This is a genomic window from Streptomyces sp. NBC_00212 (assembly GCF_045206365.1).
In the GTDB taxonomy this organism is placed as follows: Bacteria; Actinomycetota; Actinomycetes; order Streptomycetales; family Streptomycetaceae; genus Streptomyces.
The window spans coordinates 7085583-7100572 of the sequence record NZ_CP108115.1 but is presented as its reverse complement, the minus strand read 5'-3'; the positions used below and the strand labels follow the sequence as shown (position 1 = coordinate 7100572).

Sequence of the window (14990 nt, the reverse complement as noted above, 5' to 3'; positions counted from 1 at the left end):
TTGCCATGACACAACTGGCGGTTGATGTACGCGGACTTCGCAAGCAGTACGGCGAGGTCACCGCGGTCGACGGACTCGACCTCGGGATCCGGCACGGAGAGGTCTTCGGCATCCTCGGCCCCAACGGGGCCGGCAAGAGCACCACGGTGGAGATCCTTCAGGGCCACCGCAGCAGGGACGGCGGCGAGGTGTCGGTCCTCGGGGCCGACCCGGCGAGTGCCGGGCGGGCCTGGCGCTCGCGGGTCGGCATCGTCTGGCAGGACGAGTCGGCGCCCGCCGAGCTCACGGTCCGCGAGACCGTGCACCACTTCGCCCGCTACTACCCGAAGCCCCGCGACCCGGAAGAGGTCATCGCGCTGGTCGGCCTGGAGAAGAAGGCGTCGGCCCGGATCAAGGGCCTGTCGGGCGGCCAGCGGCGGCGCCTGGACGTGGCGCTCGGTGTGATCGGTGACCCCGAACTGCTGCTCCTGGACGAGCCGACGACCGGCTTCGACCCGGCGGCCCGGCGCCAGTTCTGGGAGCTGATCCGGCTGCTGGCGGGCGAGGGCACCACCATCGTCCTGACCACGCACTATCTGGAGGAGGCGGAGGCGCTCGCCGACCGGCTCGCGGTGATCGCGGGCGGCAAGGTCGTCGCCGAGGGCGAGCCCGCCGCGCTGCGGCAGAGCCTCGGCACCGGCGCCACCGTCGAGTGGACGGAGGCCGACGGCTCGCCGCGCACCCTGCGCACCGAGACGCCGACCCGCACCGTCGCCGAGCTGATGCACCGCTTCGACGGCGAGATCCCGGGCCTCCGGATCGGCCGGCCCACCCTTGAGGACGTCTACCTGCGGCTCACCGGCCAGCTGGACCCGCAGCAGGAGGAAGCACGATGACCACCACCGACACCCTCGTTTCCTCCCGTGCGGCGGCTCCCCGGCTGCCCGGCACCTGGTCACTCGGCCTGCGCCGCGGCGCCCTGGAGATCAAGCAGTTCGTCCGCCGACGGGACCAGGTGATCTTCACCTTCGCCTTCCCGGTCGTCTTCCTCGCCCTCTTCGCGTCGATCTTCAGCGGCCAGGTCGAGGGCGCCGGGATCACCGCCTCACAGCTGTACGCCGCCGGCATGATCGCGTCGGGCATCATGTCGGTCAGCTTCCAGTCCCTTGGCATCTCGATCGCCATCGAGCGGGACGAGAAGGTCCTTCGCCGGCTGCGCGGCACGCCGATGCCGCCGGCCGCGTACTTCCTCGGCAAGGTCTGGCTGGTGCTCGCCACCGGCGTCGCCGAGACGGCGGTGCTGCTGGTCTTCGGCTCGACCCTGTTCGGCCTCGACCTGCCGACGACCGCGGCGAAGTGGCTGGAGTTCTCGTGGATCTTCGTCCTCGGCCTCACCGGCTGCGCCCTGCTCGGCATCGCGATCAGCAGCCTGCCCAAGTCGGGCAGGAGCGCGAGCTCGGTGGTCGTCCTGCCGTTCCTGGTGCTCCAGTTCATCTCCGGTGTCTACATTCCGGTGGGCACGGTGCCGGGCTGGCTGCTCGACATCAGCGCGTTGTTCCCGCTGAAGTGGATGTGCCAGGGCTTCCGCGGGGTGTTCCTGCCGCAGTCCGCCGCGGTCCTCGAACAGGCGGGCACCTGGGAGTTCGGACGGATCGCGCTGGTGCTCGGCGCCTGGTGCATCGGAGGATTGGTCCTGTGTCTGCTGACCTTCAGGTGGAAGAGCCGCCGCGACGGCTGACGGAGTTCGCGGCCGCGGCGGGAGCGCGCGACACCCACGTGTGGGACCGCTCGTTCCTGCCGTGGGACGCCTACTTCACGGTGGTGTGGCTGGCGACCGCGGTGTTCGTGCTCGGCGCCGACCTCCCGTCGCTGCCGTACCGGATCACCGCGGTGGCGCTGATGTCGCTGCTCATCCCCTGGTATCTGCGGGCCGGGCGGCCCGCGATGCTCAGCGACAGGGCCGACGAGCGGCAGTCCCTGCGCTACATCCTGGCCTCGGTGGTGATCTTCCTGCCGCCCGCGTTCCTGGTCGGCGAGACCCGGCTGATCACCTTCGCGCTCGCGCCTCCCTGCTTCATGCTCCTGCCGCTGCGCAGGGCGATGGTCACGATGGCGGTCGTGAACGTCGTGCCCGTGGCGGGCTGGGCGCTGATCTGGCGGCCGGAGTCCCAGGTGGTCTTCTTCAACTCCGTCTTCGCGGTGGCCACCCTCGCCTTCTCCGGGTTCTTCGGTGCCTGGGTCATCCGGATCATCGAGCAGAGCAAGGAACGGGCCTCGCTGATCGGGGAGTTGGAGGCGAGCCGCGAGGAGGTGGCCCGGCTCTCGGCGGAGCGCGGCGCGCTCACCGAGCGGGAGCGGATGTCGCGGGAGATCCACGACACCCTCGCGCAGGGCTTCACCAGCGTGCTGATGCTGGTGCAGGCCGTCCAGACGGAACTGGACCACGACGTTCCGCTGGCCCGGCGCCATCTCGACCTCATGGAGTCCACCGCCCGCCAGAACCTGGCGGAGGCCCGGGCCCTGGTCGCCGGCGGCGCCCCCGCGGACCTGGACGGCGGCTCACTGCCCGACGCGGTACGCCGCCTCACCGACCGGCACGAGCCCCCGTCCGGGCTCGAAGTGACGGGATCCGTGCGGGAGTTGCCCGCCGGGCTCGAAGTGGTGGCCCTGCGGTCCTGCCAGGAGGCGCTCTCCAACGCCCGCAAGCACGCGGGCCCCGGGGCACCGGTGCGGCTCACGCTCGCATACGGTGAGGCCTCGTTGACCGTGTCCGTACGGGACGAGGGAAGCGGCTTCGACCCCTCGGCGCCGCGTACGGGGTACGGCCTGGCCGGTCTTCGGGCCCGGGCCGCCGAGGTGGGCGGCACCGCGGAGGTCCGCAGCGCGCCGGGCGAGGGGACCGCGGTCATCGTTCAACTGCCCGCCCCCGCACCGCACTTGAGGAGCTCTCCGTGATCCGCATCCTGCTCGCCGACGACCATCCGGTGGTACGGGAGGGGCTGCGCGGGATGCTCGCGGCCGAGCCCGACCTGGAAGTGGTGGCCGACGCCGCCAACGGCCCGCAGGCCGAGGCGCTGTGCGCGGAGCTCCGGCCGGACATCGTGCTGATGGATCTGCGGATGCCCGGCGGCGACGGGGTCGAGTCGATCGGCCGCCTGACCGCCTCGGGGCTGCCGTGCCGGGTGATCGTCCTGACGACGTACGAAACGGACCGGGACATTCTGCGGGCCGTGGAGGCGGGGGCCGCGGGGTATCTGCTCAAGGACCTCGCGCGGGGGGAGCTGGCGCAGGCGGTGCGGGCCGCTGCGCGGGGCGAGACGGTTCTGGCGCCCTCCGTCGCGGGGCGCCTCGTCGACCAGCTCCGTGCTCGGCCGGAGCGGCCGCGGCTGTCCGAGCGGGAGGTGTCCGTGCTGCGGCTGGTGGCCGAGGGGTGCACGAATGCCGAGATCGGGCGGCGGTTGTTCGTCGCGGAGTCGACGGTGAAGACGCATGTGGTGCGGATCTTCGGGAAGTTGGGGGTGGACGACCGCACGGCGGCGGTTACGCGGGCGATGGGGTTGGGGCTGATTTAGCCCCCGCCCCGCCCCTTCCCGAGACCCTCCGGGGGTGAGAGGGGGCTGAGGTGGGAGTCCGGGGGGGGCAACGCCCCCGGACCCCCTGCGGGGGCTTCGCCCCCTGCACCCCCTTCGGAGCTCCGCCCCGGACCCCGATCCTCAAGCGCCGGACGGGCTGATTTTCGCCCTGCTCCTCAAGAGCTTGGGGGCTGCGCCCACCCCGCCCTCCTCAGCCCAGCCGCTCCCGCACCGCGTCCAGAATCGAATCCAGGGCCACCGGGGTCTGCTCCCCGGATTCCATGTCCTTCAGCTGGGCCACGCCCTCCGCCAGGTCTCGTTCGCCTGCGACCAGGGTGAAGCGGGCGCCCGAGCGGTTCGCGGACTTCATCGCGCCCTTCAGGCCCTTCGCGCCGAAGGAGAAGTCCGCCGCGATGCCCGCCCGCCGCAGCTCCGTGACCTTCGCGAAGAGCACGCGCCGCGCCTCCTCGCCCAGCGGGACCGCGAACACGCTGGTCGTGGAGGGGAGTTCGAGGGTGACACCCTCGGCCTCCAGGGCGAGGACCGTCCGGTCGACGCCCAGCGCCCAGCCCACCGACGGCAGCGCGGGGCCGCCGATCATCTCGGAGAGGCCGTCGTAGCGACCGCCGCCGCCGACCGCGGACTGCGAGCCCAGACCGTCGTGGACGAACTCGAACGTCGTGCGGGTGTAGTAGTCGAGGCCGCGCACGAGCCGCGCGTCGTCCTCGTACGCGACACCCTCCGCCGTCAGGAGATCGCGCACCTCCTCGTGGTACGCCTTGCAGGCGTCGCACAGGTAGTCGCGCAGGAGCGGGGCACCCGTCAGCTGCTTCTGGACCGCGTCCCGCTTGTCGTCGAGCACCCGCAGCGGGTTGATCTCGGCCCGGCGCAGCGTGTCCTCGTCCAGGTCGAGCCCGCGCAGGAAGTCCTGGAGGGCGTCGCGGTAGACCGGGCGGCACTCCTTGTCGCCGAGCGAGTTCAGCAGGATGCGGAAGTTGCGAAGGCCCAGCGAGCGGTACGCGTCGTTCGCCAGGATGATCAGCTCGGCGTCGATCGCCGGGTCCTCCGCGCCGATCGCCTCGGCGCCGACCTGCGAGAAGTGCCTGTAACGGCCCTTCTGCGGGCGCTCGTAGCGGTAGTACGAGCCCGAGTACCAGAGCTTGACGGGGAGGTTGCCCGCCTTGTGCAGGTTGGCCTCCAGGGCCGCGCGCAGCACGGACGCGGTGCCCTCGGGGCGCAGCGCGAGCTTGTCGTTGCCCTTGGTCGTGAAGGCGTACATCTCCTTCGTGACGATGTCGGTGGACTCGCCGACACCGCGCGCGAAGAGCTCGACGTTCTCGAAGCCCGGGGTCTCGATGTAGCCGTAGCCCGACCGCTTCAGGGGCGCCGCGATGGCCTCGCGCACGGCGAGGAAGCGCGCCGAGTCCGGCGGGAGCAGGTCGTACGTGCCCTTGGGGGCCTGGAAAGTACTCATGGGAAGACTTCTCGTCACATTCCTCGTCGGGGAGAGGCGATGCCCTCTCCCTGGCCGGCGGCCACCTGCCGCAGGTACGGGTTGGTGGCGCGCTCCTGGCCGATGGTCGTCTGGGAGCCGTGGCCGGACAGCACCACGGTCGAGTCGTCGAGCGGCAGGCACACGCGGCCCAGCGAGTCGAGGAGCTCGGCGTGGCTGCCGCCGGGCAGGTCGGTGCGTCCGACGGAGCCGGCGAAGAGCAGGTCGCCCGAGAACAGGATCGGAGGGATGTCCTCCGCCTCGGGCAGCCCGAACGTCACCGACCCCTTGGTATGGCCGGGCGCGTGCGACACGGTGAGCTCCATGCCCGCGAGCGCCAGCTTGGCGCCGTCGATGAGCTCCTTGACGTCGTCCGGCTCCCCCACCGTGAGCTCGCCCATGAGCTGCGCGCCGAAGGCGCGGCCGAGCGCCTTCTCCGGGTCGCTCATCATGTAGCGGTCGTCGGGGTGGATCCAGGCGGGTACGTCGTGGGCTCCGCAGACCGGGACGACCGAGGCGCAGTGGTCGATGTGGCCGTGGGTGAGGACGACGGCGACGGGCTTGAGCTGATGCTTCTTCAGCGTTTCCTCGACGCCCTGGGCGGCCTGGTGGCCGGGGTCGATGATCACGCATTCCTCGCCTGCGGCGGGGGCGACCAGGTAGCAGTTGGTCCCCCAGGCCCCGGCGGGGAACCCGGCAATCAGCACGATCGTCCTCGATTTCTTGCGCGGCGGGTGATTACGGCTGCTCAGAGCCTACCGGCGCTGCTCCGGTCACAGCGAACCCATATACGGTACGGGGCACAGTCAGCTCGTACGCACGTACCCGTACCCCACGAGACCGCACAAGGAGACGACCGGTGGTCAGCAGCGAACAGCGTCGGCGCCAGCTCGCGCGCGAGAAGTTCGAGCGGCAGCAGCAGCGCCGGGAGGAAGCGCGGCGCAAGGCCAGGCGCCGCAACACCGTCATCGCGGCCGCCCTCGCGGTGGTCGTGGCGGCGGGCGGCGCGGCCTACGCGACGGGCGCCTTCTCCGGCGACAGCGACAAGAAGTCGGACACCGCCTCCCCGTCGGACAGCCCGTCCGCGCAGCCCAGCGCGTCGGCGGAGCCGAAGATGGCCGTCGACGCCAAGGCCAAGTACGGCATGTCGCTGAAGACCAACGCGGGCGAGATCGAGTTCGTGATGGACGCGGCGAAGACCCCGCACACGGCGAACTCGTTCAAGTACCTCGCCGACAAGGGTTTCTTCAACAACACCAAGTGCCACCGGCTGACCACGCAGGGAATCTACGTGCTCCAGTGCGGCGACCCGCAGGGCACCGGTCAGGGCGGACCCGGCTACACGATCCCGGACGAGAACCTGACCGGCCTCGGCAAGGCGGGCGCGGACGGCACGGTGACCTACCCGGCGGGCACGGTCGCGATGGCCAATACCGGCCAGCCGCACACCGGCGGCAGCCAGTTCTTCCTGGTGTACAAGGACAGCAAACTGCCGCCCACCTACACGCCGTTCGGCACCATGGACGCGGCAGGCCTCAAGGCCGTCGAGGATGTCGCCAAGGAGGGTGTCGAGGGCGGTTCGGGCGACGGGGCGCCCAAGAAGGCCGTCACCATCGAGAAGGCCGCCGTCACCAAAGAGTGACACCCCCGGGCGCCCGGCACCGAGCGTGAACCGCTGAATTCGGCCGCGCTGAGTGCGGACAGCCGGGCGGCCGGTCGCCTAGATTGGCGTTGTGCAGCGCGGGCTCGTACGCGCTGTGGAGGGCGGGCGAGACCCGCCGGGAAACTGTGGACGATGCCCCGGGGGACGAACCCCCCGCGCAGGCATCATGTGGAGGAGGCGCTGTGAGCAGCGACCCGTGGGGCCGCGTCGACGAGACGGGCACCGTGTATGTGCGTACAGCCGAGGGCGAAGTGGTCGTCGGATCGTGGCAGGCGGGCTCTCCAGAGGAGGCTCTGGCCTACTTCGAGCGCAAGTACGAGGGCCTGGTTGTCGAGATCGGCCTCCTCGAACGGCGGGTGAAGACCACCGACCTGTCGGCGAAGGACGCGCAGACCGCGATCGACCATCTGCGCTCGCAGGTGGACGAGCATCACGCGGTCGGTGACCTCGATGCGTTGCGGGGGCGCCTCGACAAGCTCGTCAAGACCGTCGAGTCGCGCCGTGAGGAGCGCAAGGTCCAGAAGGCCAAGCAGACCGACGAGGCCAAGCACGCCAAGGAGGCGCTTGTCGCGGAGGCCGAGGAGCTGGCGCAGAGCGAGCAGTGGCGCTCGGCGGGCGAGCGGCTGCGGGCCCTGGTGGACACCTGGAAGGGTCTGCCGCGCCTGGACCGCAAGTCCGACGACGAGCTGTGGCACCGCTTCTCGCACGCCCGCTCGGCGTTCTCCAAGCGCCGCAAGGCGCACTTCGCGTCGCTAGACGCGCAGCGCGAGGACGCCCGCAAGGTCAAGGAGAAGCTGGTCGTCGAGGCCGAGGCCCTGTCCGGGTCCACGGACTGGGCCACGACGGCGGCGCGCTACCGCGACCTGATGGCGGACTGGAAGGCGGCGGGCCGCGCCCAGCGCGAGTCCGAGGACGAGCTGTGGAACCGCTTCCGCGGCGCCCAGGACGTCTTCTTCGCGGCGCGCAGCGAGGTGTTCGCGGAGCGTGACGCCGAGCAGATCGAGAACCTGAAGCTCAAGGAGGAGCTGGCCGTCGAGGCCGAGAAGATCCTCCCGGTGACCGACCTGAAGGCGGCCCGCGCCGCGTTCCGCTCGGTCAACGAGCGCTGGGAGGCCATCGGCCACGTGCCCAGGGACGCGCGTCCCAAGGTCGAGGGCCGGATGCACGCCGTGGAGCGGGCGATCCAGGAGGCCGAGGAGGCCGACTGGCGTCGTACGAACCCGGAGGCGCGGGCGCGTGCCGCGGGCCTCACGGGCCAGCTGCAGGACGCCGTCGACAAGCTGCAGAAGCAGATCGACGCGGCCCGCGCGGCCGGCAACGACGCCAAGGCCGACAAGCTGGGCCGCGAGCTGGAGGGCCGCCAGGCCCTGCTCGACCAGGCCCTGAAGGGCCTTGAGGAGTTCGGCGGCTGATCCGGCTGCCGCCCCATGGCGAAGCCCCCGGAACCCTGCGGTTCCGGGGGCTTCGTCGTGTCCTACGGCCGGCGCGCCGACGTCACGCGGTACACGTCGTACACGCCCTCGACTCCCCGGACCGCCTTCAGTACGTGACCGAGGTGCTTGGGGTCGCCCATCTCGAAGGTGAAGCGCGAGGTGGCGACTCGGTCGCGGGAGGTCTGTACGGCGGCCGAGAGGATGTTGACGTGCTGGTCGGACAGGACACGGGTGACGTCCGACAGCAGGCGCGAGCGGTCCAGGGCCTCGACCTGGATGGCGACCAGGAAGACCGAGGACTGGGTCGGCGCCCACTCCACTTCGAGGATCCGCTCGGGCTGCTGGGACAGCGAGTCCACGTTCACGCAGTCCGCCCGGTGCACCGAGACGCCGCTGCCACGGGTGACGAAGCCGATGATGGGGTCGCCGGGGACGGGCGTACAACAGCGGGCCAGCTTGACCCAGACGTCGTCGACGCCCTTGACGACCACGCCCGGATCCGCGTTCTTGCGGCGCTTGCTGCGGCCCCGCGAGGGCGGCGCCGACTCGGCGATGTCCTCGTTGGCGGCCTCCTCGCCGCCGAGCGCCTGCACCAGCTTCTGGACGACGCCCTGGGCGGCCACATGGCCCTCGCCGATCGCCGCGTACAGCGAGGAGATGTCGGGGTAGCGCATCTCGTGGGCGAGGGTGACCAGCGAGTCGCCGGTCAGGATCCGCTGGATCGGCAGGTTCTGCTTGCGCATGGCGCGCGCGATGGCGTCCTTGCCCTGCTCGATCGCCTCGTCGCGGCGCTCCTTGGAGAACCAGCCACGGATCTTGTTGCGGGCGCGCGGCGACTTGACGAAGCCGAGCCAGTCCCGCGAGGGACCCGCCCCGGCCGCCTTGGAGGTGAAGACCTCCACCAAGTCGCCGTTGTCCAGGGTCGATTCGAGCGGGACCAGGCGTCCGTTGACGCGTGCTCCTATGGTGCGGTGACCGACCTCGGTGTGCACCGCGTACGAGAAGTCGACCGGGGTGGAGCCCGCCGGGAGCGCGATGACGTCGCCCTTGGGCGTGAAGACGAAGACCTCGTTGCGCGACAGGTCGAAGCGGAGCGACTCCAGGAACTCGCTGGGGTCCTCGGTCTCCTTCTGCCAGTCGAGCAGCTGGCGCAGCCACGCCATGTCGTTGAGGTGGTCGTCCTTGCCGGTCTTGCGCGGCACGTCGGTGCGCACCTTGGAGGCGCCGGCGACGGCCTCCTGCTTGTACTTCCAGTGCGCGGCGATGCCGTACTCGGCGCGGCGGTGCATGTCGAACGTGCGGATCTGGAGCTCAACGGGCTTGCCGTTGGGGCCGATCACCGTCGTGTGCAGCGACTGGTACATGTTGAACTTGGGCATCGCGATGTAGTCCTTGAACCGGCCGGGGACCGGATTCCATCGCGCGTGCACGGTGCCGAGGGCCGCGTAGCAGTCGCGGACCGTGTCGACGAGTACCCGAATGCCCACCAGGTCGTAGATCTCCGCGAAGTCACGGCCGCGGACGATCATCTTCTGGTAGACGGAGTAGTAGTGCTTCGGGCGGCCGGTGACGGTCGCCTTGATGCGGGCCGCGCGCAGGTCGGACTGGACCTCGTCGGTCACTATGGCGAGGTACTCGTCGCGCTTGGGGGCGCGCTCGGCGACGAGGCGCACGATCTCGTCGTACATCTTGGGGTAGAGGATCGCGAACGCGAGGTCCTCCAGCTCCCACTTGATCGTGTTCATGCCCAGGCGGTGGGCGAGCGGCGCGTAGATCTCCAGGGTCTCGCGCGCCTTCTTCTCCTGCTTCTCGCGCTTGAGGTACCGCATGGTGCGCATGTTGTGCAGGCGGTCGGCGAGCTTGATGACCAGGACGCGGGGGTCCTTGGCCATGGCGACGACCATCTTGCGTACGGTCTCGGCCTGCGCGGCGTCGCCGAACTGCACCCGGTCGAGCTTGGTGACGCCGTCGACGAGCAGCGCCACCTGGTCGCCGAAGTCGCGGCGCAGGGTGTCCAGGCCGTACTCGGTGTCCTCGACGGTGTCGTGCAGCAGGCCCGCCATCAGGGTGGCCGGATCCATGCCGAGCTCGGCGAGGATCGTCGTCACCGCGAGGGGGTGCGTGATGTACGGGTCGCCGCTCTTGCGCTTCTGGCCGCGGTGCCAGCGCTCGGCGACCTGGTAGGCGCGCTCGACCTGGCGCAGCGTCGCCGTCTCGATCTTGGGGTCGTTGCTGCGCACTATCCGCAGCAGCGGTTCGAGCACCGGGTTGTACGCGGACGAGCGCTGTACGCCCAGCCGGGCGAGGCGGGCGCGCACCCGGTTGGAGGAGCCGCCGCCGGAGCGCGACACGGAGCCGGCCGGCACCACGGGCTTGGCGACCGGCGCCGGAGCGGGGGTTTCGGCCGGTGCCTTGGCCGGCGCACCCTCGGGCGCCGCGGGCTTCGGCTTCGCCGCGGGCTCGGAGGGCGTGGCCGGGGCCGCCGCGGGCTGTGTGGCCTGCTGGTCGGGCTGCGCGGCGGAGAGTGGCTGGGCCTCGTCTGGCAAAAGCGCTCCTCTGGGGGTCCCCCCGGACGGAGTCTGGGGGAGGGTCCGGGTCCCCCGGTCAGGCCCGGAAGTACCCATGGTATCGAGCCAAGAGCCTCCGCTCGCCCTCGGCCGGTGTGACGGCTCTGCCTGGAGAAACACCGGAGGCGGGCACCGGATTCCTCCGGGCCCGCCTGGCGGTGTTCTGCGGCCTGCTCAGACCGTGATCAGGGCGTCCAGCGGGGCGCCGCGCAGGGCGCCCTCCAGGCGCTCGCGGCCGCTGAGGAAGCTGAGCTCCATCAGGACCGCGACACCCGCGACCTCGGCTCCGGCCCGGCGGATCAGCTCCAGCGAGGCCTCGGCCGTGCCGCCGGTGGCGAGCACGTCGTCGATGACCATGACGCGGTCGCCCGCGCTGAGGTCCTCGGCGTGCACCTCGATCTCCGCGGTGCCGTACTCCAGCTCGTACGCCTGCTTGAGCGTCGCTCCGGGGAGCTTGCCCGCCTTGCGTACGGGGATGAAGCCGATCCCGGCACGGACCGAGACGGGGGCCGCCAGGATGAAGCCGCGCGCCTCCAGGCCGACGATCTTCGTCGCGCCGTGCTGGACGCACAGCGCGGCGAGCGCGTCGGTGAGGGCCGTGAACGCCTCCGGGTCCGCGAGCAGCGGGGTGATGTCCTTGAACATCACGCCCGGCTTCGGATAGTCCGGCACGTCACGGATGCGGCTGAGCAGCAGCCCCACGGTCTCGGTGGACACGCCGGTCATCGGCGCTTCCGGTTGTTGCGGGTGGGCTGGCGGCGCTGGCCGACGACCGCACCGGCCGTCTCGGCGTCGTCGTCCTCGTCGTCGAACGGCGCCACATCCTCGGGCTCCGCGCTCTCGCCCTTGGCGGCGGCCGCAGCGCGCTTGGCGAGCACCCGCTTCTTGAGGGCCTTCATCTCCGGCATGGTCTCCTTCAGGTCGGCGACCAGCGGAGTGGCGATGAAGATCGAGGAGTACGCACCGGCCGCGAGGCCGACGAACAGCGAGAGGGAGATGTCGTTCAGCATGCCGGCGCCGAGGACGCCGCCACCGATGAACAGCAGGCCCGCCACCGGGAGCAGCGCCACGACCGTGGTGTTGATGGAGCGGACCAGGGTGCCGTTGAGGCTCTTGTTCGCCATCTCGCTGTAGGTGACCCGGGTCTGCTTGGTGATCCCCTTCTGGCCCTCCTTGAGTCCGTCGAAGACGACGACGGTGTCGTAGAGGGAGTAACCGAGGATCGTGAGCAGACCGATCACGGTGCCGGGGGTGACCTCGAAGCCGACCAGCGCGTAGATCCCGACCGTGATCGTGAGGTCGTGGATCAGGGCGACGAGGGCCGCGACCGCCATCCGCCACTCGAAGGCGATGGCCAGGTAGATCACCACGAGGATCATGAAGATGATCAGGCCCGTCCAGGCCTTGTTGGCGATCGTCTGGCCCCAACTGGGGCCGACCAGGTCGGCGTTGATGTTGTTCGCCTCGACCTTGAGGTCCTTGGCGAGCTGGGTCTTGATCTGGTCGGACTTGGCCGTGTCGACCCCGCCGATGGTGATGCGGATCGTGCCGTCGCCGAGCTTCTGGGCGATCGCGTCGTGGCCGGACGCGGCCTCGGCGTCCTTCTCGGCCTGCGGGGCCGAGATGGAGGTCTTCGGGGTGGTGAAGACCGCGCCGCCCTCGAATTCGATGCCCATCGTCAGACCCCGTACCGCCAGGCCGACGATGGCCGTGATGGTGATCAGGATCGAGATGCCGTACCAGATCTTCCGCTTGCCGACGAAGTCGTAACCGACCTCACCGCGGTACAGCCTGGCGCCGAGAGTGCCGAGCTTCGACATCTCACGCCTCCTTCGGGTTGTCGACGGGGGCGGAGGTGGTGCGGCGGGTGCGGCGCAGCGGCGGCTTGGCGCCGAGCCGCTTCGGGTCCAGACCGGACCACGGGTGGCCGCTCGCGAAGAACTTCTTGCGGGCCAGGAGCGTCATCACCGGCTTGGTGAACAGGAACACCACGACCACGTCGAGCAGGGTGGTCAGACCCAGCGTGAACGCGAAGCCCTGGACCTTGCCGACGGTCACGATGAACAGCACCGCGGCGGCGAGGAAGGACACGAAGTCGGAGACCAGGATGGTGCGCCGCGCGCGCGGCCAGGCGCGCTCGACGGCGGGACGCAGGGTGCGGCCCTCACGGATCTCGTCACGGATGCGTTCGAAGTAGACGATGAACGAGTCCGCGGTGATGCCGATGGCGACGATGGCGCCGCAGACCGCGGGCAGGTTCAGCGCGAAGCCGATGCCCGGGCCGAGCAGCGTCATGATCGCGTACGTCAGGATCGCCGAGACGACGAGGCTGAGGATGGCGATCAGCGCGAGGCCGCGGTAGTAGGCCACCAGGTAGATGATGACCAGCGCGAGGCCGATGGCACCCGCGATCAGGCCGGCGTGCAGCTGGTCGGCGCCGAGGGCCGCGGTCACGGTGGTGACGCTCTGCTCCTGGAAGGAGAGCGGCAGCGCGCCGTAGGACAGCACGTTCGCCAGGTCCTGGGCGCTCGACTGGTTGAAGTTGCCGGAGATCTCGGCGGAGCCGCTGAGCGTGGAGCTCACGGTGGGGGCCGAGACGACCTGGTTGTCCAGGGCGATCGCGAAGCGGTTGTTCGGGTACTGCTGCTGGGACAGCTTGCCGGTGATCGCCGCGAACTTCTTCGAGCCGCCGCCCGTGAAGTCCATCTGAACGATCCACTGACCGTTCTGCTGGTTGATCACGGCCTGCGCCTTGGAGACGTCCGTGCCGTCGACCTCGGCCGGGCCGAGGATGAACTTCTCCGCGCCGTCCTTGTCGCACGCCACGGTCGGCTCGGAGGACTTGGCGCCCTCGCCGGCCTTGGAGCGGGCTTCCTTGGTGGAGCAGTCGAGCGCTGCGAACTTGGCCTGGAGCTGGGCGGCGGTCGCGTCACCCGCGGGGGCCGACGGGTTCGGCGCGGGGCTGCCCGGCTTGCTCGCGCCGGGCGTGGGCGAGGCCTTCAGCGCGTCGGAGAGCGCGCGGCCCTGGGGGGTGCCGCTCGGCTTGCCCGCGCTGGGCGTGCCCTTGCCGGAGGCGCTCGGGGTGCCCGAGGGGGTCGGCTTGCCGCTGGTCGAGGCGCTCGGGGAAGCGCTCGGGTTGGGCACCGCGGCCGTCGGCTGGGCGGTCAGGACCGGCCGGAAGTACAGCTTGGCGGTCTGGCCGACCTGCTGACGGGCCTGCTCCGAGTTCGTGCCCTTGGGGATGTTGACAATGATGTTGTCGCTGCCCTGGGTCTGGACCTCGGCCTCGGTCACACCAAGACCATTCACACGACGGTTCATGATCGAAACCGCTGTGTTCATGTTGTTCTTGTTGATCGCCGATTCCTGGCCGGGCTCGGCCTTGGCCTTGAGCGTGATGCTCGTACCGCCCGCGAGGTCGATGCCCAGCCTCGGAGTGGTGTGGTGGGAAATGAACATCCCACCGACGAGCGCGACCATGGCGATGAGGATCAGGGCCAGGGCGCGGCCCGGCTTGCTCTGTCCCCCCGCCGCCGGCCTGCGGCCCTTGTTCGGTGCTGCCACCTTGTCGTTTCTCCCTGTCCAACCACCCTGCGCCGGGTATGCGCGTGGGCGGCCACGAAGTGTTGTGGGGACGTCCCCCGCGGAAGTCGGCGCGCTCCGGGGACCGCCCGCGCCGGTCGGGCGCCGTGCGGTCCCGGTGCGTGACTACTTCGCGTCGGCCCCGCCGTCGGCCTTGCCGTCCTTGCCGTCCTTGAGCTCGGCGGCGTCCTCCGCCTCGTCCTTCTTGCCCAGGTCGATCTTGGCGTCCTTGCTGTCCTCGGCGTCGGCCTCGGCGGCCTCGGTCAGCGAAGAGGCGTCGTCCGGCACCGCCGGGAGCTCCTCTTCGGTGTCGCCGTGCACGATGCGGTTGTACTCCGCGTCGTCCAGGACCGCGCCGATGGCGTTCTTGGCGTAGACGGCGTGGACGCCGGGAGCCACCTCCAGGAGGACCGTCTCGTCGCCGATCTCCTTGACGGTGGCGTACATGCCCCCGATCGTGCGGACACCGGTGCCGGGCTGCATCTCATTGCGCATGGCAGCGGCCGCCTGCTGCTTCTTCTTGGCGGACCGGGTCATCAGGAACATGGCCCCGATAAGCACAATGAAGGGGAGGAGAGTGATAGGGCTCACGGGACGGAACTTCCTTCGCATGACCACGCCTGGGGCGCGGCCTGATCTGGGGGTGGGTACGCCGGCCGGGAAGGGCGGCATCGGCGGAGTCTAAGCGAGTCCGCACAGATG

General features: G+C 70.4%; 13 protein-coding genes. 6 read left to right on the top strand and 7 right to left on the bottom strand.

Going from position 1 to position 14990, the window contains the following annotated elements; translation table 11 throughout:
* Positions 1–5 precede the first annotated feature (5 nt).
* From OHA17_RS32405 to OHA17_RS32390, 4 genes are read left to right on the top strand one after another with little or no spacing between them, the layout of a single operon-like run.
* Positions 6–875, top strand: coding sequence for an ABC transporter ATP-binding protein (locus tag OHA17_RS32405; RefSeq protein ID WP_406509446.1), 870 nt, complete (start codon positions 6–8; stop codon positions 873–875).
* Positions 872–1717, top strand: coding sequence for an ABC transporter permease (locus OHA17_RS32400; protein ID WP_406509445.1), 846 nt, complete (start codon positions 872–874; stop codon positions 1715–1717). The genes OHA17_RS32405 and OHA17_RS32400 overlap by 4 nt, the downstream gene beginning before the upstream one ends.
* On the top strand, positions 1675–2934 hold the full coding sequence (locus OHA17_RS32395; protein ID WP_406509444.1) for a sensor histidine kinase: 1260 nt from the start codon (positions 1675–1677) through the stop codon (positions 2932–2934). The genes OHA17_RS32400 and OHA17_RS32395 overlap by 43 nt, the downstream gene beginning before the upstream one ends.
* The gene (locus OHA17_RS32390; protein ID WP_053723643.1) at positions 2931–3551 is read left to right on the top strand and encodes a response regulator transcription factor; all 621 of its coding nucleotides are present in this window, start codon (positions 2931–2933) and stop codon (positions 3549–3551) included. Before OHA17_RS32395 ends, OHA17_RS32390 begins: the two co-directional genes overlap by 4 nt.
* Before the next feature lie 211 nt (positions 3552–3762).
* Here the strand turns inward: OHA17_RS32390 and hisS are convergent, their stop codons facing one another.
* Positions 3763–5025, bottom strand: a complete 1263-nt coding sequence (hisS, locus tag OHA17_RS32385) for a histidine--tRNA ligase (RefSeq protein ID WP_406509443.1) — start codon at positions 5023–5025, stop codon at positions 3763–3765.
* A gap of 14 nt (positions 5026–5039) precedes the next feature.
* Positions 5040–5750, bottom strand: coding sequence for an MBL fold metallo-hydrolase (locus tag OHA17_RS32380; RefSeq protein ID WP_406509442.1), 711 nt, complete (start codon positions 5748–5750; stop codon positions 5040–5042).
* A gap of 152 nt (positions 5751–5902) precedes the next feature.
* Between OHA17_RS32380 and OHA17_RS32375 the strand changes: the two genes are divergently transcribed.
* Positions 5903–6685 (top strand): peptidylprolyl isomerase, encoded by a 783-nt coding sequence (locus tag OHA17_RS32375; RefSeq protein WP_406509441.1) that lies wholly within the window; start codon positions 5903–5905, stop codon positions 6683–6685.
* A gap of 203 nt (positions 6686–6888) precedes the next feature.
* The gene (locus tag OHA17_RS32370) at positions 6889–8118 is read left to right on the top strand and encodes a DUF349 domain-containing protein (protein WP_398881871.1); all 1230 of its coding nucleotides are present in this window, start codon (positions 6889–6891) and stop codon (positions 8116–8118) included.
* 62 nt (positions 8119–8180) lie between these two features.
* Here the strand turns inward: OHA17_RS32370 and OHA17_RS32365 are convergent, their stop codons facing one another.
* The 5 genes from OHA17_RS32365 to yajC form a co-directional block, all read right to left on the bottom strand.
* Positions 8181–10685: a RelA/SpoT family protein gene (locus tag OHA17_RS32365; protein WP_406509440.1), complete on the bottom strand. Its 2505-nt coding sequence runs from the start codon at positions 10683–10685 to the stop codon at positions 8181–8183.
* Positions 10686–10880: 195 nt separating this feature from the next.
* Positions 10881–11432: an adenine phosphoribosyltransferase gene (locus OHA17_RS32360; RefSeq protein WP_406509439.1), complete on the bottom strand. Its 552-nt coding sequence runs from the start codon at positions 11430–11432 to the stop codon at positions 10881–10883.
* A complete protein-coding gene (gene secF / locus OHA17_RS32355; RefSeq protein ID WP_053723636.1) occupies positions 11429–12526 on the bottom strand; it encodes a protein translocase subunit SecF in 1098 nt (365 codons plus the stop codon). Before secF ends, OHA17_RS32360 begins: the two co-directional genes overlap by 4 nt.
* 1 nt (position 12527) lies before the next feature.
* Positions 12528–14270 (bottom strand): protein translocase subunit SecD, encoded by a 1743-nt coding sequence (gene secD, locus OHA17_RS32350; protein WP_406509438.1) that lies wholly within the window; start codon positions 14268–14270, stop codon positions 12528–12530.
* Between the two features lie 144 nt (positions 14271–14414).
* Positions 14415–14879 (bottom strand): preprotein translocase subunit YajC, encoded by a 465-nt coding sequence (gene yajC / locus OHA17_RS32345; RefSeq protein ID WP_398881877.1) that lies wholly within the window; start codon positions 14877–14879, stop codon positions 14415–14417.
* Between the last annotated feature and the right edge of the window lie 111 nt (positions 14880–14990).